The organism is Stenotrophomonas sp. 24(2023) (assembly GCF_030913365.1).
Classification (GTDB): domain Bacteria; phylum Pseudomonadota; class Gammaproteobacteria; order Xanthomonadales; family Xanthomonadaceae; genus Stenotrophomonas.
The window spans coordinates 1,028,591-1,054,374 of sequence record NZ_CP133160.1; the positions used below are offsets into that span (position 1 = coordinate 1,028,591).

Genomic DNA, 25,784 nt, shown 5'->3' on the forward strand with positions numbered 1-25,784 from the left:
CAGCCCGCCACCGATCAGGCATGCTGCGGGCATGGCCATCGACCTGCTGCTGCTCGATGTGGACGGCGTGCTGGTGCACTACCAGCGCGCGCCGCGTGTGCTGCACCTGGCACAGGCGTTGGACGTACCCGCCGCCGCAGTACACGCCGCGCTGTACGACAGCGGCCTGGACGCCGCGCATGACCGCGGCATGCTGGATGGCCCGGCCTACCTGGCGCGCCTGGGCGAACACCTGGGCCGCAGCGTGGATGCGCGCACCTGGGCCACCGCGCGGCAGGCCGCCAGTGCCCCGCACGAGGCGGTGCTGGACCGCCTGCGGCCCCTGCAGGTGCCGATGGCGGTGCTGACCAACAACGGGCCGCTGCTGGAAGACGCACTGCCGGCCCTGCTGCCCCGCCTGTTCCCGGCGCTGCAGGGCCGGGTGTTCAGCAGCAGCCGTTTCGGGGGCCGCAAACCCGAGCCGATCGTGTTCCAGCGCGTGCTGGCCACGCTCGGCGCAGCGCCCGCGCGCACGCTGTTCATCGATGACCTGTTCGCCAACGTGCGCGGCGCACGCGCGGCCGGCCTGCACGCGGAAACCGTGCGCGATGGTCGTGGGCTGGGCCGGGTGTTGAAGCGCTACGCGGTGCGGTAACGCCGGGCGTGGCCCGGCGCTACCCGCCAAACGTCAGCGCGATGCGATGAACGAGACGATCGCCGCACGCAGGCGCTTGAGGCCTTCGGCCACTTCTTCGTCGGTGATGTTCAGCGAGGGCACGAAGCGCAGCACGTCCGGGCCGGCCTGCAGGGTCAGCAGGCCGTGCTCGGCGGCGTGGTCGAGGATCGCGCCGGCCTGGCCGGCGAAGGCCTCGTTCAGCACCGCGCCCAGCATCAGGCCGCGGCCGCGCACCTGGCTGAATATGTTGAACTCGGCATTGAGGCGGTCGAAGCCCTCGCGCAGCGCATGCGACTGGCGGCTGACGTTGTTGGCGATCTCGGCGCTGGCCAGCTTGCGCAGGGCCACGCGGGCCACCGCCGCCGCCAGCGGGTTGCCGCCGAAGGTGGTGCCATGGGCACCGAACTGCATCACCTCGGCCACCTTCGGGCCGGCCAGCATCGCACCGATCGGGAAGCCGCCGCCCAGTGCCTTGGCCAGGGTGACCATGTCCGGCACCACGTCATCCTGCCAGTGCGCGAACAGGGTGCCGGTGCGGCCCATGCCGGCCTGGATCTCGTCGAGCACCATCAGCGCGCCGTGCTGGTCGCACAGCTCGCGCACGCGGCGCAGGAAGCCCGGCTTGGCCGGCATCACCCCGCCCTCGCCCTGCACCGGCTCGAGCATCACCGCCGCCACGTCGCCGGCGGCCATCGCCGTTTCCAGCTGCACCTCGTCGTTGAAATCGATGTAGCGGAAACCACCGGGCAGCGGCTCGTAGCCTTCCTGGTACTTGGGCTGGGCGGTGGCGGTCACCGCGCCCATCGTGCGGCCATGGAAGCTGCCACGGAAGGTGATGATCACCCGCTGGCTGGCCGGACGGCCCTGGCTGGAGGCCCACTTGCGCACCAGCTTGATGGCCGCTTCATTGGCCTCGGCGCCGGAATTGCACAGGAACACGCGCTCGGCGAAGCGGCTGGAGGTCACCAGTTCCTCGGCCAGGTGCAGCGGCGGGGCGCTGTAGAACACGTTGCTGGTATGCCAGAGCTTGCCGGCCTGGTCGACCAGCGCGGCCACCAGGTCCGGGTCGTTGTGGCCCAGGCCGCACACGGCGATGCCGGCGGCCAGGTCGATGAACTCCCGGCCCTGCGAATCCCACACGCGGGCGCCCTGGCCCCGTTCCAGCACCACCTGGCGCGGCTTGTACACCGGCAGGTAGTAGTGCGACAGGGAGATCAGCGGGTCGGTGGCGGCGGTCATGGCAGTGGCGGCAGTAGACGGAAAGGCCCATTCTCGCGCCAGTACCCCTGCGGCACAATGGACCCATGCGCCCGTTTTCCGCCCCCCAGCTGAACCCCGCCACCGAGACCGGCTGGCGCCGGACCTGGTTCGACATCATCTACCGGCACGACACCCGGCCCTCCCGCAACTTCGACCTGATCCTGGTGGTGGCGATCATCGCCAGCATCCTGGTGGTCATGATCGACAGCGTGCAGCACCTGCACGTGGCCTGGGCCGATGGCCTGTACGTGCTCGAATGGGGCTTCACCGCGCTGTTCACCGCCGAGTACCTGCTGCGGCTGGCGGTGGTGAAACGGCCGCTGCGCTATGCGGTCAGCATCTGGGGCATCATCGACCTGCTCTCGATCCTGCCGGCCTACCTGTCGCTGTTCGTGCCCGGCGCGCAGAGCCTGCTGGTGGTGCGCGCGCTGCGCATCCTGCGCGTGTTCCGCATCCTCAAGCTGACCCGCTACATCGAGGAAAGCGGCATCCTGATGCAGTCGCTGTGGCGCAGCCGGCGCAAGATCCTGCTGTTCCTGTTCACGGTCATCACCATCACCATCATCGCCGGCACCCTGATGTACGTCATCGAAGGGCCCGAGCATGGCTTCAGCAACATCCCGGCCAGCATGTACTGGGCGGTGGTGACGATGGCCACGGTCGGGTTCGGCGACATCGTGCCGCAGACCGTGCTGGGCCGCTTCGTCACCTCGGTGCTGATCCTGATCGGCTACAGCATCATCGCCGTGCCCACCGGCATCTACACCGCCGAACTGGCCAGCACCATGCGCGAGGCCGAGCTGGCCGCCCGCCGCGATGCCCGCGGCTGCCCGCACTGCGGGCTGGAAGGCCACGAGCCGGATGCGAAGCATTGCCGGCGCTGTGGCGGGGCGATTCCGGACACCTTCAACCACTGACCTGCCGCGCGCGGCGGCAGGCCAGCAGCACGATCAGAGCAGGTTGCTGCGCTGGACCAGATCGTTGTAGGCCTTGAGCAGCCTGCCCGGGGAACCGGACGGGGCCAGCGACGGATTGTCCATCCACTTCTGTTCCAGCGCGCTGTACGGCTTCCTGTCGCGCACGCGCGCCAGGCGCTCCTTGCCTTCGCGGCGGAACTGCTCGGCCGACATCTCGAAGGTGGACCACTGGGTGGAATTCGGCGGTGCCACCACCTTGGCATGCGCCTCATCGGAAATGGCGTTGAACGCCGCCACGCGCTCGGCACCGGCAGCGGGGTCGAACGTGTCCTGGCTCATCAGGTCCACCATCGCCTTGGCTTCGAGCATCATCGACAGGCGGTAGAACGCCATGCTGCGCCCTTCGGCCTTTTCCAGCGCCGCCAGCTGCTCACGCTGCACGGCATCGTTGCGCGCCTCCAGTGCATCGCTGAACGCTTCGCTGGCGCTGGTGAAGCTGGCCATGGCCGCCATCAGCGGCGCATGCAGCTGCTTGCCCAGGGCGAAGTTGTCATCTTCGTAATCCTGGCGGTCGTAGTAGTCGTGGGCCTGCTTGGCCAGCGGCTGCAGCGCATGCAGCTGCGCCAGGTACGTGCGCGCGGCGGCATCGAGGTCCGGCAGGGCCGGCGTGGCGGCCAGCGCACGATTGACCGATTCATCGCACTTCTTCAGGCGATAGTCGTCCACCGGCGTCGGCCCGTAGCCACGTTCCTCGCGGCCGGTCGGGCCCGCCTTCGGGTCCTTGATCCACCGGGTGTACAGATCGATGCCCTGGTGAAGCCCGGCATCCATGCCGTTGTAGCAGTCGATGTAATCATTGAGCTTGGCGGTCAGCGCCTGCTGCGCGTCCTGCGCCTGCGCGGCCACCTTGCTGTCGTGGCCGTTGTCGGCCTTGTCGGCCGCGCCCTTGTTGCCACAGGCGGACAGTGCCACTGCGATCGATGCCGCCAACAGGACGGCTGAACCTACGTGCTTCATCAACATCTCCGTGTCATGTAACCGATTCCAGAGATGCAGTCTATCAGCCTGCGACCGCAGTGGTCGCGCGCCCGGTCACAGTTGGCCGGCAACCATCAGCCAGCATTGCCCGGTTCAATCCAGGAACAGATCCGGCAGCAGCGGCCGCGACGGGTCCACCGCGTAAGCGGACAGGTCGGTGATGCCGGCCTGGGCCAGCACCTCGTCATCGATCAGGAACTGGCCATGGAAACCGGCCGCCTCGCGCACCAGCACCGCATGCGCGGCATCGGCCATGATCTGCGGCGTGCGGCAACCGGCCGCATCCACGCCGGGAATCATGTTGATGGCATCGGTGGCGATGATGGTGCGCGGCCACAGCGCGTTGACCGCCACCCGCTGCGGGCCGAACTCGGCGGCCAGCCCCAGGGTGACGAAGCTCATGCCCATCTTGGCCAGGGTGTAGCCGGTGTGCGGCCCCCACCACTTGGGGTCCAGGCTGGGCGGCGGTGCCAGGGTAAGGATGTGCGGATTCGGTGCCTGCAGCAGGTACGGCAGACAGGCCTGCGCGCACAGGAAGCTGCCACGCGCATTCACCTGCTGCATCAGGTCGAAGCGCTTCATCGGCGTATCCAGCGCGCCGCGCAGCCAGATCGCACTGGCGTTGTTGATCAGGATGTCGATGCCGCCGAAGGCATCCACGGTCGCCGCCACGGCGGCCTGCACCTGGTCCTCTTCACGGATGTCGCACTTCAGCGCCAGGCCCTGCCCGCCCGCCGCAGTCACCGCCTCGGCCGCACTGTGGATGGTGCCCGGCAGCTTGGGGTTGGGTACCGAGGATTTTGCCGCGATGGCCACATTGGCGCCATCGCGCGCGGCACGCAGCGCAATGGCCAGGCCGATGCCCCGCGAGCCACCGGTGATGAAAAGGGTCTTGCCCTGCAGACTGCCCACGTCCTTCACTCCTGCACTGTTGCGAACGGGTCGTAGTATGCCGCGCCGACGCGGAGTTCACCCGGCCTTGACGATACTAGCCGCCCAGTCACCGCTGCGAGGTTCATGCCATGCGTCGTTCCCGTCTGCTGCTGCCCGCCCTGGGCCTGGTGCTGCTCACCGCCTGCCAGGGCCAGCCCCCGGAAGCCGGCAAGGAACCTGCCGACAGCGCGCAGACGGCCGCCGCCGACAGCAACCTGCGCTGGAGCGACGCGGTGGTGTGGGATGGCGATCTCAATGCCTGCCGCCAGGGCGACAACGCCGCCACCCGCGACTGCCTGCGCGATGCGATGCGTGCCGGTGGCGCCAGTGCCGATGCCATCGCCGCCGCCCAGCAGCTGTCCAGTGCCGGCGAACTGGCCTACGTGACCGCCTGGCATGAACACGACGGCCTGGGCGTGGCCACCGTGGAATACCCGTTCCGCGCGAACACCAACGAAGGCACGCGCCTGGTGGATGCGCAGGGCAAGCGCATCGATGTGGATGCCGTACAGCTGGATGACACCCTGCGCGCGGACCCGGCAGTGAAGGCGATCCTGGACGCGCACCCGCAGGCCACGCCGTTCGCGCCGGCGCAGTCGGCCGGCGCCTCGCCACTGGACGGCGGCGGCATCCGCCTGCTGTACCGCACGCCGCTGCGCGATTGCCATGCCTGCCCGGACGTGGGCCAGCTGCAGGTGGCCTACGATTTCGATGCCAAGCGCACCTTCATCGGCCAGCAGGTGGTGCCGGACGCGCCGAAGTAACCGGCACGCCCCGCCACGCATGGCGTGGATCTACCGGGCGTAGCGCCGCACCTGCTTGCGCAGCAGGTGCGGCACGATCCAGCGATGCACCGGCGCCACCGGCAGCATGTAGGCGCTGCCGAACGTGTTGTGGGTGTGCACGACCGTGGCGATTTCCAGCTGGTCGCCCCGCCATTGCAGCGACAGCTGCACCCGCAGGTGGCGGTCATCGTCTTCCAGCACAATCGCGTCGTCCTGCAGCGACTGCAGGGTGAAGATGCCCAGCCGCTGGCCCGGGCGCGGATCGGTCACCGCCCGCACCGCGCGCAGTGAGCCCAGGTCTTTCATGCCCAGCAGGCGCATGCCGGTGTTGCGCACGGCCATCAACCCATCAAACCAGCCCGGCACGCACGCGGCCATGTCCTGGTAGGCGGCCAGCGCCGAGCGGCCGGCGCGGTGCGTCGATGCACGCACCACATGCACGAACATGGCGCCCTCGCGCTGCCCATGCAGCACGCTGCCGGCATCGAGCGCCACGGCATCCACTCCGTTCATGGTTTCGGCCCCTGCCCTTCGTTGTCTTCCCACTTCAGGATGCGCCGGGTGATGAAGCGGTACACCGGCTTGCCGGTAGCGAACCAGACATCGCGCACCCACGAGGTACGCTTGAGCACGCGCTTTTCCACCGGCGTGAGCGCAGCGCGGCAGTACATGCGCTTGTGCTTGAGCAGGTGGCGCAGGTCTTCACGGGCCAGCAGACGCATCCAGCGCGAGCACGGGTTGCCGATCACCGCCAGCTGGAAATCGATCAGGGCCGGCCGCCCGTCCTCGGTGACCAGCCAGTTGGCCTCCTTGGCCAGATCGTTGTGGGCCACACCACGCCGGTGCAGTTGCTGCAGCAGCCGCCGCGCGGCACGGAACCAGGCCACATCGCCGTGCGGCGGGCGCAGGTACATGGCGTCGCCGGCCATGAAGCTGCGGTCCAGATGATGGCCATCCCAGGCCAGCAGCTGCGGCACATCGGCCATGCCGTGCAGGTGCTGCAGGGCACGTGCTTCACGCCGTGCCAGCGCGCGCGCCGGCCAGCGCAGCCACCACGGTGATGCGCCCAGATCACGGCGGACGAACGGGCCATCGGCCCCGGAAACCAGCAGGATACGGCCGAAGGTATCGGCCTTGAGCGCACGCGCCGAAGGCGTAGGAGAAGCAGTCATGCGTGCATTCTAGGCCATGGCACTGGTTGCAAACGGTCACGAAGGGGCTGGGAACCAGTCACCTTCACGCCCCTATAATCGGGGAATGGACGCTTCCTGGATCGAAGCCACGCTTGCGTGGATTGCAGCTCATCCCGTGCTGGCTGGCGCGGTTATTTTCCTCATCGCCTTCTGCGATGCGGTGATCATCCTTGGCGCGATCGTGCCCGCGCTGCCCCTGCTGTTCGCTGTCGGTGTGTTCATCGGCCTGGGCCAGATTTCCGGGCCGTATGCGGTAGCCGCCGCCGCACTGGGTGCCTTCGCCGGCGATGGCATCAGCTACTGGGTGGGCCGGCGCTGGGGTGACCGGCTGCGTGGCGTCTGGCCGTTCAGCCGCTACCCGCAGTTGCTGGACCGGGGCGAGAACCTGTTCCGCCGCAATGCCTTCAAGAGCATTCTGGTCGCGCGTTACGTGGGGGCGATCCGCCCGTTCGTGCCGGCCATCGCCGGCATGATGAAAATGCCGTTCCCGCGCTACCTGCAGGCCAGTGGCGTGGCCAGCGTGTCCTGGGCGGTGCTGTTCCTGGCCCCGGGCTGGGTGCTGGGCGAAGCCTACGATGCCGTGGCCGCCGTGGCCGGCCGTCTGGTGGTGGTGGCGGGCCTGCTGGCGGTGATCCTGGGGCTGGTCTGGGCCATCGTGCTGTACAGCTACCGCTGGTCGGCCAGCCGCATGGACAGCTGGCTGGCGCGCCTGCTGGCCTGGTCGCAGCGCCACCCGACGCTGGGCCGGTACTCGGTGTCGGTGTTCGACCCGGCGCGGCGCGAATCGGTGCCGCTGGCGATGCTGGCACTGATGCTGCTGTTGCTGGGCTGGGGCTGGTTCGTGCTGCTGATGGTGGTCGTGGCCCATGGTGAGCCGCTGAGCGTGGACCTGTGGGTACACCAGGCCATGCTGGCCCTGCGCAACCCGCTGGCCGACTACCCGATGGCCGCGCTGGCCTCGCTGGGTGCCTGGCAGGTGCTGCTGCCGGCCACCGCCGCCGGCATGGCCTACCTGCTGTGGCGGCGGCGCTGGATGGCCGCCGGCCACTGGCTGGCCGCGCTGGCCTTCGGCCTGGCGCTGACCAAGCTGCTGGGCGCCACCGTGGACGTGGTGCGCCCGGTCGATGCCAGCAGCGGCTTCGGCTTCCCGTCGGTGTCGGTGACGATGGCCACCATCACCTTCGGCTTCTTCGCGGTGCTGATCGCCCGCGAACTGCCCGGCCGCACGCGCGTGTGGCCGTACCTGCTGTCGGGCATCGTGGTCAGCCTGATCGGCTTCGCCCGCCTGTACCTGGGCGCGCACTGGCTGAGCGATGTCATCGGCGGCATGTTGTTCGGCACGTTCTGGCTGCTGGTGCTGGGCATCGCCTACCGCCGCCGCTTCAACCGCTCGTTCTGGGTGAAACCGGCGGCGTGGCTGTTCTACGGCACCTTCGTGCTGGCGGCGATGTGGTACGCCCCGCGCAACATCCCGGTGAAGCTGGCCCGCTTCGAACCGACCCTGCCGGCACCGGTGGCGGTCGATGCGCAGGCGTGGTGGAACGCCCAGTGGACGCAGCTGCCGGCGCGCCGCAATGAATTCGATGACGACCAGCGCTGGCCGCTGGACGTGCAGGTGGCCGGGCCGCTGGCGCCGCTGCAGGCCCAGCTGGAAGCGCGCGGCTGGCACGTGCAGCCGCAGGCCGGCTGGCAGGATGCGCTGATGATGCTGGACAAGGACACCGGCCCGGATGCGCTGCCGGTATTGCCGGCCACCCTGGACACGCGCGTGGAAGCGCTGCTGATGGTGCGCCAGGGCGCACGGCCGGATGAGCGCTATGCCCTGCGCCTGTGGCCGGCCCCGGCCGTGCTGCAGCCGGGCGATACGCCGCTGTGGCTGGGCAGCGCGCAGACCCTGCGCTACGAACGGCATGTGCAGTGGATCGGCATGTGGCACCCGCTGCGCGGTATCGACCCGGCACTCAATGCGGTCAAGGACGCCGTGCGGGACATGCCGCAGGCCGAGGACGTGCACCCGGAAACCGGGCTGCCGGTGCTGCGGTTGAAGACCACGCCGTGATGGGGCCGATCACGCTCCGGTAGACGCCAACCTGGGTTGGCGATTCGTGCAGACGGCTGCCAACCGAGGTTGGCAACTACCGGGTCCGGGGCCTTCCGGTGGATCGGCGTGCTGACGGTCATGCTCCGGTAGACGCCAACCTTGGTTGGCGATTCGTGCAGGCGGCTGCCAACCGAGGTTGGCAACTACCGGGTCCGGGGTCCTCAGGTGGATCGGCATGCTGCCGGTCACGCTCCGGTAGACGCCAACCTGGGTTGGCGATTCGTGCAGACCGCTGCAGGTGGATCGGCATGCTGCCGGTCACGCTCGGGTAGACGCCAACCTTGGTTGGCGCTTCGTGCAAACGGCTGCCAACCGAGGTTGGCAACTACCGGGTCCGGGGCCTTCCGGTGGATCGGCATGCTGCCGGTCACGCTCCGGTAGACACCAACCTGGGTTGGCGCTTCGTGCAAACGGCTGCCAACCGAGGTTGGCAACTACCGGGTCCGGGGCCTTCCGGTGGATCGGCATGCTGCCGGTCATGCTCCGGTAGACGCCAACCTCGGTTGGCGATTCGTGCAGACCGCTGCCAACCCAGGTTGGCAACCACCAGTTCAGGGGCCCGGGGTTACGGCATCCAGCCCAGCAGCTGTTGCAGGCGCTGGTGCGGGTCGTCCTGCTGCAGCAGCTGCAGCCGCTGCGCTTCGGCCAGCGGCAGCAGCTGGGCCAGCCGCCAGCCCACCCAGGCTGCGTTGTCGTACAACGCCGGTGTCGCCGGCGCGAAGGCGGCACCGGCCTGTTCCACGATCTGTTCCAGCACGGTGGCCAGCAAGGCATGCTGGGGCCGCAGTTCATCATCCGGGTCCGGTTCGCACCAGCGTACGTCACCGACCACCAGGCCATTGTCGCGTACGCGGGTGCGCTCGACGTGGAAGCGCCGCGCACCGCGCAACTGCAGCTGCAGCACGCCATCGGCGCCGACATCGAAATCCTCGATGCGTGCTTCCACCCCGTAGGCGGCCGGTACCGCCGGTGCGCCGGTTTCCTCGCCCTGCAGGATCAGGCAGACACCGAACCCGCTGCCGCTGCGGCCGGTTTCGCGCACCAGGTCCAGGTAGCGCCGCTCGAACACGCGCAGGCCGAGGCTGGCATGCGGCAGCAGTACCGCATGCAAGGGGAACAGCGGCAGGCTGGCGGTATCGCTCATCGGGCCTGCAGCGCCGCCAGGAATCGGCGCGGGGCGCCATCGAAGCCGCCGTTGGACATGAACACCACGTGGTCGCCCGGCTGCACCCGTGCCTGCAACTGCGCCAGCAGCGCATCGGTATCGGGCACGGCCTGGGCATGGCCACGCACCGCACCGATCACCCTGCCCGCGTCCCAGGCCAGTTCCGGGCGGTGCAGGAACACGACCTCGTCCGCCAGCTGCAGGGAAGGTGCCAGCGCCTCGGCATGGGCGCCCAGGCGCATCGAATTGCTGCGTGGTTCCATCGCCACCACGATGCGGGCATCGCCGACACGGGCGCGCAGCCCGTCCAGCGTCGTGGCGATCGCGGTGGGGTGGTGCGCGAAGTCATCGTAGATGGTCACGCCAGCGTGCGTGCCGATCACTTCCAGGCGCCGCTTGACGCTGCGGAAACGTGCCAGTGCCGGAATGACCGCCGCCAGTTCCACGCCCACCGCATGGGCCGCCGCCAACGCGGCCAGGCCGTTGAGCACGTTGTGGCGCCCCAGCAGTGGCCAGTGCACCTCGCCCACGCGTTGCCCGCGGTGATGCACCACGAACGCACTGCCGTCGGCTGCCAGCAGTTCGGCATGCCATTCCAGCGATGGGTCGAAACCAAAGCGCTCGACCGGTGTCCAGCAGCCCATCGCCAGCACCTCGGCCAGGCGCGCATCCTCGCCATTGACGATCAGCCGGCCACGCGCGGGCACCGTGCGCACCAGGTGGTGGAACTGGCGCTGGATCGCGGCCACGTCGGGGAAGATGTCGGCGTGGTCGTATTCGAGGTTGTTGAGGATCGCCACCAGCGGCCGGTAGTGCACGAACTTGCTGCGCTTGTCGAAGAACGCGGTGTCGTATTCATCGGCTTCGACCACGAATTCGCGGCCACGTCCCCGCCGTGCGGAAACGCCGAAATCCTCGGCCACCCCGCCGATCAGGAAGCCCGGCGCGCGGCCGGCGGCTTCCAGCAGCCAGGTCAGGATGGTCGTGGTGGTGGTCTTGCCGTGCGTGCCGGCCACGGCCAGGGTGTCCCGGCCGGGCAGCACCTGTTCAGACAGCCACTGCGCGCCGGAAATGTAGCGCTGGCCGGCATCCAGCACGGCTTCCACGGCCGGGTTGCCACGCGAAAGCGCATTGCCGACCACCACCTGGTCCGTCCCCGGTGGCACGCTGTCGGCGCGGTAGCCCTGGTCCAGGGTGATGCCCAGCTGCTCCAGCTGGGTGGACATCGGGGGGTAGATGGCCTGGTCGCTGCCGCTGACCGCATGGCCCAGCTCGCGGGCCAACGCCGCCACGCCGCCCATGAAGGTGCCGGCGATTCCAAGGATATGTACGCTGCTCATGGGCGGAGATTGTGACCGATCGCGACCATGGACGGCCAATGGTCGATTCAGGGTCGGGGAACTCCTACATTGACTGTGCGACTTTTCCAATCGCATGTCAGGGAATTCCCGATAGCCATGATGTGTGAACCCGGACACAATTCATCCTGCCAGCCGCAGCATCCCTATCGGTCCTACTCCCCAAGAGGCCATCCCCAAGGGAGCTCATGCTGCGGGGGTCTTGAGCAAACCCTCTGCTGGCGCCTATGAAACGACACAGGCCAGGTCCTTCCGGACCTGGCCTGTGTGCGTTGTGCTTCCCGGTGAGCCGGCCCGCAGGCCGGCCCGGCAGGCATCAGCGGCCGATGGCCTGGCGGATGCGGGCTTCGACGTCGTCCAGGTCACCCACGCCATCCACGCGCGCCAGGGTGCCGCGGCCAGCGTAGAAATCGACCACCGGGGCGGTCTGGTCGTTGTAGACCTGCAGGCGCTGGCGCACCGATTCGGGGTTGTCGTCGGCGCGGCCCTGCTCCTTGGCGCGGCCGGCAATGCGGTCCACCAGCAACTCGGTGGCCACGTCCAGCTGCACCACCGCGTCCAGCGGCTGGCCGATCTTGGCCAGCAGGCCGTCCAGTGCATTGGCCTGGGCCACGTTGCGCGGGTAGCCGTCCAGGATGAAGCCCTTGGCGACATCGGACTGCGCCAGGCGCGATTCCAGCATGCCCAGCAGGATTTCGTCGGACACCAGGTTGCCGGCATCCATCACGGCCTTGGCCTGCTTGCCCAGCTCGGTGCCGCCGGCGATTTCCGCACGCAGCATGTCACCGGTCGAGATGTGGGCGATCTCCAGCTTTTCCTTCAGGCGCGTCGCCTGTGTCCCCTTGCCCGAACCGGGCGGTCCCAACAGAACCAATCGCATCAACCTGACTCCAACGTGTTGAAAATCCAGAAGGTGGGCGTCCGGACGGCCCGGTATCGCTGCACCGCAATAGCGCCACTTTACCGCATACGGGTAATGTCCCTGCAATGTCCCCCACACCTGGCAGGTGAAAGCATGCGCAACGGTACCCTCCTGTATGCCCAGTCCGGCGGCGTCACCGCCGTCATCAATGCCACCGCCGCGGCGGTGATCGAACAGGCCCGGGCCAAGGGAATCAAGGTCTTGGCTGCACGCAACGGCATCCTGGGGGCGCTGCGCGAAGACCTGATCGATACCTCGAAGGAAAGCGCGGCGGCCATCCGCGCCCTGGCCCACACCCCCGGCGGGGCGTTCGGCTCGTGCCGCTTCAAGCTGAAGTCGCTGCAGGATGACCGGGCCCGTTACGACCGCCTGCTGGAGGTGCTGCGCGCCCACGACGTGCGCTGGTTCCTCTACAACGGCGGCAACGATTCGGCCGACACCGCGCTGAAGGTTTCGCAGCTGGCCCAGGCTTCCGGCTACGACCTGGCCTGCATCGGCGTGCCCAAGACCATCGACAACGACCTGGCGGTGACCGACACCTGCCCCGGCTTCGGCTCGGCCGCCAAGTACACCGCCGTGTCGGTGCGCGAAGCGGCGCTGGACGTGGCGGCGATGGCCGAGACCTCCACCCGCGTGTTCATCTATGAAGCGATGGGCCGCCACGCGGGCTGGCTGGCCGCCGCCGCCGGGCTGGCCGGCAACGGCGAGGACGAGGCCCCGCACATCATCCTGCTGCCCGAGCGTGCCTATGACGAAGCCACGTTCCTGGCCAAGGTGAAGGCCGTGGTCGAACGGGTGGGTTACTGCGTGGTGGTGGCCTCGGAAGGCATCGCCACCGCCGATGGCCGTTTCGTGGCCGATGCCGGCGGCGGCAAGGATTCCTTCGGCCATACCCAGCTCGGTGGCGTGGCCGCCCATCTGGCCGGCCGGGTCAAGGACGTGCTGGGCCTGAAGGTGCACTGGACCCTGCCCGACTACCTGCAGCGCTCGGCGCGGCACATCGCCAGCAGGACCGACTGGGAACAGGCCCAGGCCGTGGGCAAGGCCGCCGTGCAGCTGGCGCTGAAGGGCCACAACGGGGTGATGCCGGTGATCGTGCGCAGCAGCGATGCGCCCTACCGCTGGAAGATCGAGGCTGCGCCGCTGTCGAAGATCGCCAACCACGAGAAGAAGATGCCGGCCGGCTTCATCCGGCGCGATGGTTTCGGCATCACGGCCAAGGCCCGTGCCTACCTGCAGCCGCTGATCAAGGGCGAGGCACCGCTTCCCTTCGGCAGCGACGGCCTGCCGAAGTACGTAACGCTGAAGAACGTGGCCGTGAAGAAGACCCTGCCGCCCTTCGAGGGCTGAGCCACAGGCGCCCGGCCCTGCCGGCCGGGCGCATTGCGATGGCGGGAATGGCCGCCCTACAATCAGGGCCCGGCCGGGGGACGCAAGGGGCCGAAGCAAGCCGCTGTCGAACCATGCCCACTGCCGTGTGGGCGCGTGCTGTCATTCCACAAGGACCGTATTCCATGAAGCGCCAAACCCTGCTCGCCGTGCTGCTGTGCGCGGCCGCCACGCCCGCCTTTGCCGCCACCTGCGAAAGCAGCTTCCAGAAGAAGGGCAACCCGCTGGTCGGAACCACCTACACCGCCTCGGTCACCCAGCCGGACCTGAGCGTGAAGAGCGCCATCGGCCAGATGCGCGTGATCGCCAAGAACGCCAACATGGACGTGCTCAGCGAAGACGCCGAGGGCGGCTCGATGCTGATCGAAGAACCGGAAACCATGGCCCACAAGCCGATTCCGATCATCGTCAGCGTCACCAACGAAGGCACCGCCGGCACGGTGGGGATGATGGTCAAGCTCAACAAGGGCGCCTTCGGTTCGGCCGACGGCATCCGCGAGCAGATGTGCAAGATGCTCAACCAGGTCAAGCCGGGCAAGGCCGGCGAGCAGCTGGCCAAGGCCACGCCGCAGGCCTCGGTGGTGAACATCACCGCCGACAAGTTCGGTTTCCAGCTGCGCAACCAGCACAAGGACAACCCGGCGGCGATCGAACCGCGCTACCAGGGCAAGACCTACGCCATCAGCGGCCGCGTCAACGGCGTGCTCAAGAGTGGCGGCACCTACAACACCGGCTTCGAGATTTCCGGTGACGGCAGCTCGGGCATCGATTTCGAGCGCGTGGCCATCACCTGTGCCTTCGCCCCGAGCCAGACCGCCTATGCACTGGCGCTGCGACCGCGCGAGAAGGTCACCCTGACCGGCGTGGTCGACCACTACGACCAGATCGGTCGCGTGCTGTGGCTGAAGGACTGCAAGGGCAACTGAGGCCCTGCACCATCGCAGAGAACAACGGCCCGGGCGTGTCACGCGCCCGGGCCGTTGTGGTTCAGGCACCCTGCGCGGTTACGGGCAGGCCTTGCCTTCCACCTGCAGCTGCGCGGTGAACATCGGCACCTGTGCGATGGTGCCGGCGGCTGCCTGCTGCTTGGCCTCTTCCAGGTAGATGCGCGACTGGCCCTGCCCATCCCGTTGCGGCGCCTGCGCGCCCGGCAGGCGCCATACACGGACCACGGCCTGCTGTGCCGGGCACGCGGCACGGGGCACGCGGATGACATCGTTGAGTTTCCAGCCCTTGGCCTGGCTGGGCTGGGCGGTGGCGTAATCGACGAAACGGGCACGGGGCTGGCAGCGCTCGCTGCTGCGTACGGCGGTGAAGCGGTACGGCGTGGCGGCATCCCCGGTGAACTCACCTTCCAGGCGGGTGCAGGCTTCGGGAATCTGCCGCAGCGTATGCACGGCACCTACCGCCTGCGCGGCACCGACGGCACGCTGCAGCTCCGGGGTTTCGGCAGCCAGCACCGGCACGGCCGGCACCAGCGTGGCCAGCAACAGGAGGGACAGGCGCATGCGGTTTTCTCCAACGGGACTGCGTGCAGGCTTGCAGAGCGTGGCTTAACGGGGTGCAAAGGCAGCGACGGGATGGCCGCAGGCGGCCCGCGCATGGCGGTGCGCGGGCCGGCGCTACCATCTTTGCGCCGGTGCACGCATACTGCGGGCACCAGGGAATGCTGAACACCGCCATACGTTGGACGACCGAAACGGTCGGCACGGGTTGGTTCCAGGCTGCAACCCGTCGTCCCCCTCGTGGTGAAGTTCATCGCCACTGGATGCATGTCCATCCATTCTGCGGAGGGGTCTAATGCTGGAACGTCACGGGCTGTCACTGGCGCTGGTCTGCGCCATCCTCGCGATCCTGTTCGGAATCGTCTCGGCGCGCTGGATCCTGCGCCAACCCACCGGCAATGAACGCATGGTCGCCATCGCGACCGCCATCCAGGAAGGCGCACGCGCCTACCTCAACCGCCAGTACCTGACCATCGGGGCGGCCGGCGTGGTGCTGTTCGTGCTGGTCGGCTTCTTCCTGAGCTGGTACACCGCGATCGGCTTCGCGGTGGGCGCGGTGCTGTCCGGCGTGGCCGGCTACATCGGCATGAACGTGTCGGTGCGCGCCAACGTGCGCACCGCCGAAGCGGCACGCAACGGCATCAGCGCGGCCATGGACGTGGCATTCCGCGGTGGTGCGATCACCGGCATGCTGGTGGTCGGGCTGGGCCTGCTCGGCGTGGCCGGCTACTACGCGCTGCTGCTGCGGCTGGGGCTGCAGATGGACCAGGCGCTGCACGCGCTGGTCGGGCTGGCGTTCGGCTCGTCGCTGATCTCGATCTTCGCGCGCCTGGGCGGCGGCATCTTCACCAAGGGCGCCGACGTCGGCGCGGACCTGGTGGGCAAGGTCGAAGCCGGCATCCCCGAGGACGACCCGCGCAACCCGGCGGTGATCGCCGACAACGTCGGCGACAACGTCGGCGACTGCGCCGGCATGGCCGCCGACCTGTTTGAAACCTATGCCGTCACCGTGATCGCCACCATGCTGCTGGGCAGCCTGATGCTGGCCGAGGCCGGCGCCAATGCGGTGCTCTACCCGCTGGTGCTGGGCGGGGTGTCGATCATCGCCTCGATCATCGGCGCGCTGTTCGTCAAGGTGAAGCCCGGCGGCTCGATCATGGGCGCGCTGTACAAGGGCGTGATCGTCTCCGGCGTGCTGGCCGCCATCGCGTTCTACCCGATCACCACCGGCCTGATGGCTGACAACGTGCACGGCCCCCTGCCACTGTACGGCTGCGCGCTGATCGGCCTGGTGCTGACCGGCCTGATCGTCTGGATCACCGAGTACTACACCGGCACCCAGTACAAGCCGGTGCAGCGCGTGGCGCAGGCTTCCACCACCGGCCACGGCACCAACATCATCGCCGGCCTGGGCATCTCGATGAAATCCACCGCGCTGCCGGTGGTGGCGGTGTGCGCGGCCATCTGGGGCGCGTTCGCGCTGGGTGGCCTGTACGGCATCGCCATTGCCGCCACCGCGATGCTGTCGATGGCCGGCATGATCGTGGCCCTGGACGCCTACGGGCCGATCACCGACAACGCCGGCGGCATCGCCGAGATGGCCGAACTGCCCTCGGAGATCCGCGACATCACCGACCCGCTTGATGCGGTGGGCAACACCACCAAGGCGGTGACCAAGGGCTATGCGATCGGTTCGGCGGCGCTGGCCGCGCTGGTGCTGTTCGCCGACTACACGCACAACCTGCAGGCCGCGCATCCCGGGCAGGAATTCCGTTTCGACCTGAGCGACCACACGGTCATCATCGGCCTGCTGATCGGCGGCCTGATTCCTTACCTGTTCGGCGCGATGGCGATGGAAGCGGTCGGCCGCGCGGCCGGTGCGGTGGTGGAGGAAGTGCGGCGCCAGTTCCGCGAGATTCCCGGCATCATGCAGGGCACCGGCAAGCCGCAGTACGACCGCGCCGTGGACATGCTGACCCGCTCGGCGATCCGCGAAATGATCCTGCCCTCGCTGCTGCCGGTGGTGGTACCGGTGATCGTCGGCCTGCTGCTGGGGCCGCGTGCGCTGGGCGGGCTGCTGATCGGCACGATCGTGACGGGCCTGTTCGTGGCCATTTCGATGACCACCGGCGGCGGTGCGTGGGACAACGCCAAGAAGTACATCGAGGATGGCCATTTCGGCGGCAAGGGCAGCGAAGCGCACAAGGCCGCGGTGACCGGCGATACCGTGGGTGACCCGTACAAGGACACCGCCGGCCCGGCGATCAACCCGCTGATCAAGATCATCAACATCGTGGCGTTGCTGCTGGTGCCGCTGCTGTAGCGCCGCGCCACGCGTGGCTCTGCGGTACCCGGCCGGTGGGCCGCAGCCAGGCATGGCCTGGCTCTACCCTGCCTCCACGCCCAGCGTGGAGGCAGCGCGCTCCCCCGGTAGATCCACGCCATGCGTGGATACAGCGCGCCCCCCGGTAGATCCACGCCATGCGTGGATACAGCGCGCATCCCGGTAGATCCACGCCATGCGTGGATGCCGTGCAGGTCAACGCCCGCGCAGGAAAAACGCCACCGGCACCATCACTTCCACCGGGTCGCCGGGCACATCGTCCGGCGGCGCCGGTACCGGCGTAGCGCGTGCGACGGTTTCCAGGGTGGCCTGGTCCAGCGCATCCTTGCCGCTGCTGCGGCCGATACGCACGTTGCTGGCATTGCCGCGGCGGTCCACGCTGAAACGCACGTAGACCACGCCCTCGTCGCGACGGCGTTCGGCAACGCGCGGGTAGCGCCGGTACTTTTCCAGGTGCCCCAGCAGCAGCCCCTGCCAGGTCACGGCGGCCTGGCTCTGCTGGCCGGCGGTGGTCACCGCCGCCGCGTAACGTTCACTGGCATGCGCGCTCACGTGCGGCGGCGCCAGGGTCTGGTCCACCGTGGCCTGGTCGGCGGCCTTGTCGGGCTGCTGCGCCTTCGGCGGCGTGTAGGGCTCGGCCACCTCCGGCACCACGTCCGGCGGCAGCGGCTCACGCGGTTTCGGCGTCGGCTCGGCCTCGCTGCGCTGCTGTTGCTGCTGCGGCGGCCCCGGTGGAATCTCGGTGGGCGGTGCGGGCGGCGCTTCCGGCACCTCGGCCAGATCGACCATCACCGCTTCCGGCGGCAGCACATCGGCCACGGGCGGCGGCGCGCGCAGCGACCACCACAGCACGATGCCGATCACCAGCACATGCAGCAGCACGGCCACGGCAAAGCTGCCGCCCCAGCGCAGCCGGGAAGACCCCAGGCCGGTCATTGCGCGGCCTGCTCCACCCCGACCAGGGCCACCTTGAGGTACCCGGCGCGACGCAGCGTGTTCATCGTTTCCATCAGGTCGCCGTAGGCCACGCGCTTGTCCGCGCGCAGGAAGATGCGCTGCGCGTGATCGCCACCGGTGCGCTGGTCCAGCGCGGCGGCCAGGCCGGCAGCATCGACGGTGGCCTCGCCCAGGCGCAGCGACAGGTCGGCCTGCACGGTCAGGAACACCGGCTCGGCATCGCGCGGCTGCGGCGTGGCCGCACTGGCCGGCAGCTCCACCGGCACGTCCACGGTCGCCAGTGGTGCGGCCACCATGAAGATGATCAGCAGCACCAGCATCACGTCGATGAAGGGGGTGACATTGATGTCATGGACTTCGTCCAGGCCGTCGTCATCGTCGCGGGAAGTACGGATTGCCATGGCGCGCCTCAGGCCGCGTTGCGCAGCAGCGCGTGGCCGCGATCCAGGTCGCGCGACACGATCTGCTGCACGCTGGCGGAAATATCCCCCGACAGCGCGCGCAACACCGCCAGCCGGCGGCTGAAGTGGTTGTAGATCACCACCGCGGGAATCGCCGCGACCAGGCCCATCGCCGTGGCCAGCAGTGCCTCGGCGATGCCCGGTGCGACCACCGCCAGGTTGGTGGTGTTGGACGCGGCAATGCCGACGAAGCTGTTCATGATGCCCCACACCGTACCGAACAGGCCCACGAACGGCGCTACCGCGCCGATGCTGGCCAGCACGCCGGTACCATTGCGCAGCTGGCGGGTGTTGGCCAGTTCGATGCGTTCCAGCCGCGAGGCCAGCCGTTCCTTGGTGCCGTCATGGCCGTGGGCATCGGCCGACAGGCGCAGCTCGGTGCGTGCGGCCTCCAGCATCTGCTGCGCCAGCCCCTGCTGCAGCGCGGCCTCATGCCCGGCCTCGGCCAGCGTGCCGCTGCCCACCAGCACCTGCCGCGCCGCGCGCAGGCCGCGGCCGATGCGGCCCAGTTCCAGTGTCTTGGCGATCAGCACCGTCCAGGTCGCCAGCGAGGCCAGCGCCAGGCAGATCATCACCGCCTTCACCACGGCATCGGCAGCCAGGTACATGCCCCACGGCGTCAGCACGGGAGTGGCAGTGGCAAGCGGCAGAACATCAACAGGCATGGGGAACATCCGGATCGTCATTCAGGGAAGGCGCAGGCCGCGACGGGCGCGACCGCGCATGATGGGGCATCGGCCATCGATCGCACGGCAGCAGCCTGCGACCGGTGGCCGCGTCACGGCGGCGCGTCGACAGTGGCAGGCAGCTCACGCGGGGCGGGCCGCGACAGCACGTAGGCCGCGCTGGCGATGAAGAACAGGCCCACGCCCAGCGCCAGCTTCCAGCTGGGATGGGCACCGAGGTAGAACAGCACGTAGCCCAGGGCCATGCCGCCACCGGCGAAACATTTGCCCTTGCGGCTGATCGCGCCCTGTTCCTTCCATTGCCGCAGCGGGCGGCCGTAGCGCGGGTGGTTCAGCAGCCAGGCTTCAAAACGCGGCGACGAGCGCGAGAAGCACCACACCGCCAGGATCAGGAAGATGGTGGTGGGCATCACCGGCAGCAGTGCCCCGATGATGCCCAGGGCGACCATCAGCCAGCCCACGAAGAACCAGAACCAGCGGATCATCGCGGGCGGTCCGCCGTCATGCGCCACAGCTGCCCGGCATTCACGCAAATTCCTCCTCGACATAACCCCGCACGGTACGGAAGGCGGCGTTGGCGCCTTCGATGGCCTGTGCTTCCTGTGCATCGGTCAGCGGCACGGTATCCAGCGCGGCGGTGAACTGGCGCCAGTGGCGCGCCGCGCCATCCGGGTGCGCGGCCAGGTGGCTGGCGCCGAAGCCGGCGCCCAGGCCCAGCTTGGCTGCCATCTTGAACAGGATGGTACCGCCCAGGTTGGAGCCTTCGGCCACGTACAGCCAGCCCAGTGCGCGGGCCAGCTCGACATCGGCGGCGACGGCCGGCGCAGCATCCGCCGGCAGGGACTGCTGCAGGTCGCCCAGGTCTTTGGCGATCTGGGCCAGGCGCTGGCGCTCGGCCAGGTCCGGCAGCAGGGCACCGAGCACCGGCGCGGCGTACAGCGCCTGGATGTCACGGTGGAAGCGGTACTGCACGCGCACGAAACGGGCGAAGCGGTCGCGGCTGGCGAAGATGTCCTCGGACATGATGCGCTTGTCCAGCGAATCATGGGTGCTGCTGGTCGCTGCTTTCAGGCGCTGGCTGCGGGTGGGGACGGCGGTGGTGTCGATCGTGGTCATGGCATGTGCAACAGGACGGCGGTAGGGGTGTCCACTGCGCGCCGCAGGGGCATCAGGCAGGGACGTGACTGGAAGACGTCCGCCGGGGGGCCCTTCCCCAAGATCGCGTTCGCCCTGCCCTGTCCGCACGGGTCAGCGTGCACCCGGCAACAGGCACAGCATACTCCCAAACGAGAACGAATCTCATCCATTCCCGGCCCGGGCGGGGCCACCCGCCCCTGCCTGCACGACGGCCACGCCTTGCTGCGTGGCCGTCGTCCTGCCGGTGGACCGGAGTGTCCCGGCGGCCGGCGCCGGGACGCACCCGCTCAGTAGCGGTAGGTCAGCGCCAACCGCAGCGCGCGGCCCGGTGCAGGCATCACGCCCAGTGCCAGCGGGTCCAGGTAGTACTGGTTGCGCACGTTGTCCACGTTGAAGTCCACGTTGAACTGGTCGCTGAAGCGGTAGCTGGCGAACAGGTCATAGATGGTCTCGGCGCGGTACAGCTGCTGGATGGCCGACAGGCCCTTGTTCCAGCTCTTGTCCAGTTCGCTGATGGGCCCGCTGTTGTGCACCGCGCGCACGCCGAAGGTCAGGCGCTGGTCGAACAGGCGCGCGCCCAGGGTGGCATTGAGGTTGAACTTGGGCGGGTTCTGGGTGTTGGTGTAGGACCCTTCGAAGCCGCCATCGACGCAGTCCGGCGTGGCCATCGCTTCCTTGTCACCCCATTTCACCGCATCGGCACGCAGGCCGGCGGCGATGTCCGGCGCGCAGGTCTTGGCCTTGAAGTAGTAATGCGCGGACAGGTCGGCAAAGACCTTGCCGGTGTCATAGGTGGACTGGAACTCCAGCCCGGACACCTTGAACTTGTCCACGTTGCGGATCAGGCCGGCGGAGATGTTGGTGTAGTCGCGGGTGATCAGGTCGTTGATGCGGGTATTGAAGTAGGCCAGCTTGAACGCCGCCTGGTCGCCGCCGAAGAACAGGTCGTTGCGCACGATGCTCGCGCCCACCTCCAGCGTCTTCGCACGTTCGGGCTTGAGCTCGCCGGTCGGCTTGGCCGCGGTGAACAGGCCCAGCGTGGTCTCGAACAGGCTCGGCAGCTTCACGCCCTCGCTGTACTTCACGTAGACCATCGCATCTTCGTTGAAGCGGTAGGTGACGCTGGCACTGGGCATGAACGCGCTGTCGCGGCGACGGATCGGATCGGACCAGCTCCAGGCGGTCGGCACCTCCAGGTCCTGCGGCTTGCCGGCGCTGAAGTAGTTCCAGCCCACCAGGTCGGCCACGGTACCGTGCTTGTACGGCGAGGCCAGCAGCGAATCGTTGGTGAAGTTGCCGTTGGCATCGGGGTACCAGTTGACCAGCGCGATGCGCTTGTCGCGCCACGAGGGCTTGGCCGGGTTGCCGAACAGCAGGTCGGTATAGCGGTACTGGCCCTGCACGCTGGTGGCGGTGACCGTGGCCAGCTGGTTGCGGTCATGCACGCTCACATGGTTGTAGCGGCCGCCCAGCATGAATTCCCAGTGCTCGTCCGGTTCGAACTTGGCGGAGAACACGCCGCTGTATTCCTTGCGGCCGGCATTGCGCAGGAAGCGGTTGTTGACCAGATCGTCCTGCATGCGCGGCGAATGCGGGCCCGGCTTGACGTCCTCGTCGCTGAAGGACACGCCGTAGTTCAGCGTGAACAGGCCGGCGCCGGTATCGAACAGCGAGGTATTGCTGGCATCGACACCGAAGCGGTTCTGGGTCAGCTCGTTGCGGTAGGCCTCCTTGTAACCGGGGTCGGTGTTGAAGGTCGGCGCGTCGTACCACTCGGTGCGGCGGTCGTAGAACCACGGGGTGATGCCGGTCAGCCCGTTGTACATCAGGCTGTCCATGTGGGTGTAGTAGGCGTTGGCCTTGAAATCGACCAGCGGGTTGTCCGGCTTGAAGCGGTAGCGGACGTTGTAGGCATCCATGTCGACGTGGCCCGGGTCCCACTGCGGCACGCGGTCGCGGTCCACGCGGATGATCTGCGAGGCCATGATTTCGCCGGCGTTGCCCTCGTAGCGGCGGTAGCCGGCTTCCAGGGTCTGTTCGTCATCGATGCGCCAGGTACCCTTGAGCAGCGCCGATTCGGACTTGGACGAACTGTTGAACACTTCGGTGTTCGGCGGGTTCAGCGGTGCCAGGGTGCGCCGGGTCTGCGGGAAATCCTCGTAGCCACGGCGGCCGGCGAAGTAGTTGCCGACATCGCGCTTGGCGTAGGCGGCGACCAGGTCGAAGCGGTCCCAGTGGCCGGCACCGGCGATGTTGAAGAACTGGTTGCCGGTGGCATGGTTGTCGGTGCGCGGGGTGGCACCGTAGGCCGGCAGGTTGTTGGCGCTGCCGCTGGACAGGCCGCCACGGATGCGGAAGCCGACGTCCTTGCCTTCGCGCAGGATGTCCTGCGCCTTGAGCGTTTCCATTTCCACCACGCCACCGATGCCGCCGGAGGCGTTGGCCTGCAGGCTCGGGCCCTTGGTGATGCTGATGCTGGAGATCAGGTCCGGGTCGAGGTAGGTGCGCTGCGACTGGCCGGCATAGCCACGGTAGGTGTCCATGGTGGACTGGCCACCGTCGATGATGACCGGAATGCGGCTCTGGCCCTGGATGCCACGGATGTTCAGGTCCAGCGCGTTGCCCACGCGCGGATCACCGGCGGTGACGCCGGCCACGCCCTTGACGATGTCGCCCACCGAGGTGCCGCGAAAGCATTCCAGCGTCTGGTGGGTGATGAAAGCGGTCGAGCCGGTGCTGCGGTAGGTGTCGAGCACGCGCTTGGCATCACTGTCGCCCGCATCGCCGCCACGCTGGTCGCCGGCCACGCTCAGCGTGTCGGTGACCACCACGCCGGCATCGGCCTGCGCCGGCGCACCGGCTTCCAGCGTCACCGCATCGGCGCTGACCCGGCGTGCGACCAGGCCGCTGCCCTGCAGCAGGCGCGACAGTGCATCGCCAGAAGACAGGCTGCCGCTGACAGCGCGCGAGGTCACGCCATCGGCCAGGGCGGCCGGATAGACGACCTGCACGCCGGACTGGCGCATGTACAGGCGCAGCGCTTCATCCAGCGGCTGGGCGGGAATGTCGAAGCGCTGCACGGCAGCGTGGCCGTTGGCCGCGGACTGGGCCAGGGCGGAGGGGGCAGCAGCGACGGCCAGGCCGGCGGCCAGCAGGGCGATGCACAGGCGGGACGGGCGCGGCAGGCGGCCCGGACGGGAGGACTCAAGCATGGAGGAACCTGTCAGGAATTCGGTGCCGCAGACGCGGCGTCATCCGCGGCGGGCGCGGACACGGCGACGTACGTGGCGGCGGCGGGTACGGTCGGGGGTAAGACGAACGGCGCGGCGACAGCCCCAAGGCCAATCGCACGCCACTGCGGACAGGCGGTCAGCGCGGCGTGGCGCTGACGATGGCCACGCCCAGCGGCAGCCGGGTGACCTGCAGCCCGGCGGTGGCCGCCAGCGCATCCAGCGCCTGCTCCGGGCGGTCGATGCGCAGCGCGGCGCTCACCGCCGGCAACTGCGACAGATCGCCGCGGACGAAGGTCGGCCCACTGCGGTAGCGCCCCAGCGACTGCACCGCCTCGGCCACGCTGGCCTGTTCCAGCAGCAGTTCGCCGTGGCGCCACGCGCCGACGCTGTCGGCATCGATGTCGGCCAGGCGCGCCACGCCACCACCGTCGCCGTAGCGTGCGCGCTGCCCGGTATCCAGGTAGGTCCAGCCACCACCGGCCGGGCTGGCCACGCGTACCCTGCCCTGCCCGACCTGCGTCTCCACCTGTGCCTCATCGCGGGCAACGGTGAACACGGTGGAAATATCCTCGACCACACCGTTGCCGGCCACCACGCTGAAACGGCGCTGCGGGTCCGCAGTGACCGCGAACCAGGCACGGCCCCGCAGCAGTTCGATGCGTCGCGCGTCAGCGTCGAAGCGCACGCGGATGGCACTGTCGGCGTCCAGCACGGCCTGGCTGCCATCAGGCAGCTGCACCGCCTCCACCACGTTGCTGCTGCGGTGGTCGGCCTGCAGCCGCAACCAGGCATCCGGTGCCACGGCCAGCAGCGCCAGCACCGCGGCAGCGGCCATCGCCCAGCGCAGCGGGCGGGCACGCCGTACCGGCGGCGTTGTGGCCGCGGGCGGGCGTGGGCCCAGACTGCGCCACAGCGCACGCTCATGCTCGAACGCGCGGCGATGGCCGGGCTGCGCCAGCCACTGCTCGAACTCGTGCATCCGGTGGTCATCGACGTGGCCGGAGGCAAGCCATGCGATCCATGCCTGCGCCTGTTCGGCAAGCAGGTCATGGGATGGCGGCGGTGGCAGGCTCGGCGGGCTCATGGGCTGGCAGGCGGGCACATTCAGGTACAGGAACGGGAACTAGACCGCATCGGCGGCCCTTCCATCAAGACGACGGGGCCATGCGTTTCCCCAAGTGCGCGGCATCATTGGCCGCTGCGCGCCCAGGCCAGGCGCTGCAACGCGCTGCGCACATGGTTTTCCACGGTGGTCACCGACACGCCGAGGCGGCGTGCGATGTCGGCCTGGGTCAGGCCCTGCAGGCGGTTGAGATGGAAGATGGTGCGGGTCGGTTCGGGCAGATGACCTGCCGCCTCCAGCACGCGCTGCAGCTCGTCCTGGGCCATGGCCTGTTCTTCGGTGGACACCGTTTCGTCCGGTCCCCACAGGTAGTGCTCGGCCAGCAGGCGGCTGCGCCGGGTCGATTCACGGCCATGATCGGTGGCCAGGTTGGCCGCCAGCCGGTACAGGTAGGCCCGGGGGTTGTCGATGGTCTGCGCGTTGTCCACCCCGCGCGCCTTGAACCAGACCGCCTGGATGACATCCTCGGCGCCACTGTCGCCACCGAGGATGCGTTGCACGCGGCGCAGCAGCGCCGGGCGTTCACGGATCAGCAGTTCGGTCAGGGTGGCGGCGTTGGAGGGCATGCGGGCAGGCCGACGTGGAAGGGCGGGCGGCGCGCATGCTACTCCGTTAATGCGAA

The 25,784-nt window shown here is 68.7% G+C and carries 24 protein-coding genes; 7 read left to right on the forward strand and 17 right to left on the reverse strand.

Annotated elements, in window-relative coordinates; genetic code table 11:
- Positions 1–31: 31 nt before the first annotated feature.
- Positions 32–634 (forward strand): HAD-IA family hydrolase, encoded by a 603-nt coding sequence (locus Q9R17_RS04575; protein ID WP_308157258.1) that lies wholly within the window; start codon positions 32–34, stop codon positions 632–634.
- Positions 635–667: 33 nt separating this feature from the next.
- Here the strand turns inward: Q9R17_RS04575 and Q9R17_RS04580 are convergent, their stop codons facing one another.
- Positions 668–1,894: an acetylornithine transaminase gene (locus tag Q9R17_RS04580; RefSeq protein ID WP_308157259.1), complete on the reverse strand. Its 1,227-nt coding sequence runs from the start codon at positions 1,892–1,894 to the stop codon at positions 668–670.
- Positions 1,895–1,959: 65 nt separating this feature from the next.
- Between Q9R17_RS04580 and Q9R17_RS04585 the strand changes: the two genes are divergently transcribed.
- Positions 1,960–2,832, forward strand: coding sequence for an ion transporter (locus Q9R17_RS04585; RefSeq protein ID WP_308157260.1), 873 nt, complete (start codon positions 1,960–1,962; stop codon positions 2,830–2,832).
- Positions 2,833–2,865: 33 nt separating this feature from the next.
- Here the strand turns inward: Q9R17_RS04585 and Q9R17_RS04590 are convergent, their stop codons facing one another.
- Positions 2,866–3,849: a YiiG family protein gene (locus Q9R17_RS04590; RefSeq protein ID WP_308157261.1), complete on the reverse strand. Its 984-nt coding sequence runs from the start codon at positions 3,847–3,849 to the stop codon at positions 2,866–2,868.
- A gap of 114 nt (positions 3,850–3,963) precedes the next feature.
- On the reverse strand, positions 3,964–4,782 hold the full coding sequence (locus tag Q9R17_RS04595) for an NAD(P)-dependent oxidoreductase (protein ID WP_308157262.1): 819 nt from the start codon (positions 4,780–4,782) through the stop codon (positions 3,964–3,966).
- Between the two features lie 110 nt (positions 4,783–4,892).
- Between Q9R17_RS04595 and Q9R17_RS04600 the strand changes: the two genes are divergently transcribed.
- Entirely contained in the window at positions 4,893–5,567 is a 675-nt protein-coding gene (locus Q9R17_RS04600; RefSeq protein WP_308157263.1) for a hypothetical protein, read from the forward strand.
- A gap of 30 nt (positions 5,568–5,597) precedes the next feature.
- On the opposite strand, the gene Q9R17_RS04605 is transcribed toward Q9R17_RS04600, so the two are convergent.
- Positions 5,598–6,101 (reverse strand): DUF2867 domain-containing protein, encoded by a 504-nt coding sequence (locus Q9R17_RS04605; protein ID WP_308157264.1) that lies wholly within the window; start codon positions 6,099–6,101, stop codon positions 5,598–5,600.
- On the reverse strand, positions 6,098–6,760 hold the full coding sequence (locus Q9R17_RS04610; RefSeq protein ID WP_308157265.1) for a phosphotransferase: 663 nt from the start codon (positions 6,758–6,760) through the stop codon (positions 6,098–6,100). Before Q9R17_RS04610 ends, Q9R17_RS04605 begins: the two co-directional genes overlap by 4 nt.
- Before the next feature lie 85 nt (positions 6,761–6,845).
- Between Q9R17_RS04610 and Q9R17_RS04615 the strand changes: the two genes are divergently transcribed.
- On the forward strand, positions 6,846–8,840 hold the full coding sequence (locus Q9R17_RS04615; protein ID WP_308157266.1) for a bifunctional DedA family/phosphatase PAP2 family protein: 1,995 nt from the start codon (positions 6,846–6,848) through the stop codon (positions 8,838–8,840).
- Between the two features lie 607 nt (positions 8,841–9,447).
- Here Q9R17_RS04615 and Q9R17_RS04620 read toward each other — a convergent pair.
- The 3 genes from Q9R17_RS04620 to Q9R17_RS04630 all read right to left on the reverse strand — a co-directional run bounded on the left by Q9R17_RS04620 (position 9,448) and on the right by Q9R17_RS04630 (position 12,285).
- The gene (locus Q9R17_RS04620; RefSeq protein ID WP_308157267.1) at positions 9,448–10,026 is read right to left on the reverse strand and encodes an LON peptidase substrate-binding domain-containing protein; all 579 of its coding nucleotides are present in this window, start codon (positions 10,024–10,026) and stop codon (positions 9,448–9,450) included.
- Positions 10,023–11,387: a UDP-N-acetylmuramate:L-alanyl-gamma-D-glutamyl-meso-diaminopimelate ligase gene (mpl, locus tag Q9R17_RS04625; protein WP_308157268.1), complete on the reverse strand. Its 1,365-nt coding sequence runs from the start codon at positions 11,385–11,387 to the stop codon at positions 10,023–10,025. Before mpl ends, Q9R17_RS04620 begins: the two co-directional genes overlap by 4 nt.
- Positions 11,388–11,721: 334 nt before the next feature.
- Positions 11,722–12,285 carry an adenylate kinase gene (locus Q9R17_RS04630; protein ID WP_308157269.1) on the reverse strand — a complete coding sequence of 188 codons (564 nt, stop codon included), beginning with the start codon at positions 12,283–12,285 and terminating at the stop codon, positions 11,722–11,724.
- A 135-nt stretch (positions 12,286–12,420) separates the two neighbouring features.
- Between Q9R17_RS04630 and Q9R17_RS04635 the strand changes: the two genes are divergently transcribed.
- Both Q9R17_RS04635 and Q9R17_RS04640 read left to right on the forward strand, forming a co-directional pair.
- Positions 12,421–13,677, forward strand: a complete 1,257-nt coding sequence (locus tag Q9R17_RS04635; protein WP_308157270.1) for a 6-phosphofructokinase — start codon at positions 12,421–12,423, stop codon at positions 13,675–13,677.
- 164 nt (positions 13,678–13,841) lie between these two features.
- Positions 13,842–14,642: a hypothetical protein gene (locus Q9R17_RS04640; RefSeq protein WP_308157271.1), complete on the forward strand. Its 801-nt coding sequence runs from the start codon at positions 13,842–13,844 to the stop codon at positions 14,640–14,642.
- 78 nt (positions 14,643–14,720) lie between these two features.
- On the opposite strand, the gene Q9R17_RS04645 is transcribed toward Q9R17_RS04640, so the two are convergent.
- The gene (locus Q9R17_RS04645) at positions 14,721–15,224 is read right to left on the reverse strand and encodes a hypothetical protein (RefSeq protein ID WP_308157272.1); all 504 of its coding nucleotides are present in this window, start codon (positions 15,222–15,224) and stop codon (positions 14,721–14,723) included.
- Between the two features lie 292 nt (positions 15,225–15,516).
- Between Q9R17_RS04645 and Q9R17_RS04650 the strand changes: the two genes are divergently transcribed.
- A complete protein-coding gene (locus Q9R17_RS04650) occupies positions 15,517–17,544 on the forward strand; it encodes a sodium-translocating pyrophosphatase (protein ID WP_308157273.1) in 2,028 nt (675 codons plus the stop codon).
- Positions 17,545–17,760: 216 nt separating this feature from the next.
- On the opposite strand, the gene Q9R17_RS04655 is transcribed toward Q9R17_RS04650, so the two are convergent.
- From Q9R17_RS04655 to Q9R17_RS04690, 8 genes are all read right to left on the reverse strand, one after another.
- Positions 17,761–18,501, reverse strand: coding sequence for an energy transducer TonB (locus Q9R17_RS04655; protein ID WP_308157274.1), 741 nt, complete (start codon positions 18,499–18,501; stop codon positions 17,761–17,763).
- Positions 18,498–18,923: a TonB system transport protein ExbD gene (gene exbD / locus Q9R17_RS04660; RefSeq protein ID WP_308157275.1), complete on the reverse strand. Its 426-nt coding sequence runs from the start codon at positions 18,921–18,923 to the stop codon at positions 18,498–18,500. The genes Q9R17_RS04655 and exbD overlap by 4 nt, the downstream gene beginning before the upstream one ends.
- A gap of 8 nt (positions 18,924–18,931) precedes the next feature.
- On the reverse strand, positions 18,932–19,648 hold the full coding sequence (exbB, locus tag Q9R17_RS04665) for a tonB-system energizer ExbB (RefSeq protein ID WP_308157276.1): 717 nt from the start codon (positions 19,646–19,648) through the stop codon (positions 18,932–18,934).
- Between the two features lie 113 nt (positions 19,649–19,761).
- A complete protein-coding gene (locus Q9R17_RS04670; RefSeq protein WP_308158279.1) occupies positions 19,762–20,151 on the reverse strand; it encodes a YbaN family protein in 390 nt (129 codons plus the stop codon).
- Positions 20,152–20,194: 43 nt separating this feature from the next.
- Entirely contained in the window at positions 20,195–20,785 is a 591-nt protein-coding gene (locus Q9R17_RS04675) for a biliverdin-producing heme oxygenase (protein WP_308157277.1), read from the reverse strand.
- Between the two features lie 308 nt (positions 20,786–21,093).
- Complete coding sequence (locus Q9R17_RS04680; protein ID WP_308157278.1) at positions 21,094–24,018, reverse strand: TonB-dependent receptor; 2,925 nt, start codon at positions 24,016–24,018, stop codon at positions 21,094–21,096.
- 157 nt (positions 24,019–24,175) lie between these two features.
- A complete protein-coding gene (locus tag Q9R17_RS04685) occupies positions 24,176–25,123 on the reverse strand; it encodes a FecR domain-containing protein (protein WP_308157279.1) in 948 nt (315 codons plus the stop codon).
- 104 nt (positions 25,124–25,227) lie between these two features.
- Positions 25,228–25,728: an RNA polymerase sigma factor gene (locus tag Q9R17_RS04690; protein ID WP_308157280.1), complete on the reverse strand. Its 501-nt coding sequence runs from the start codon at positions 25,726–25,728 to the stop codon at positions 25,228–25,230.
- Between the last annotated feature and the right edge of the window lie 56 nt (positions 25,729–25,784).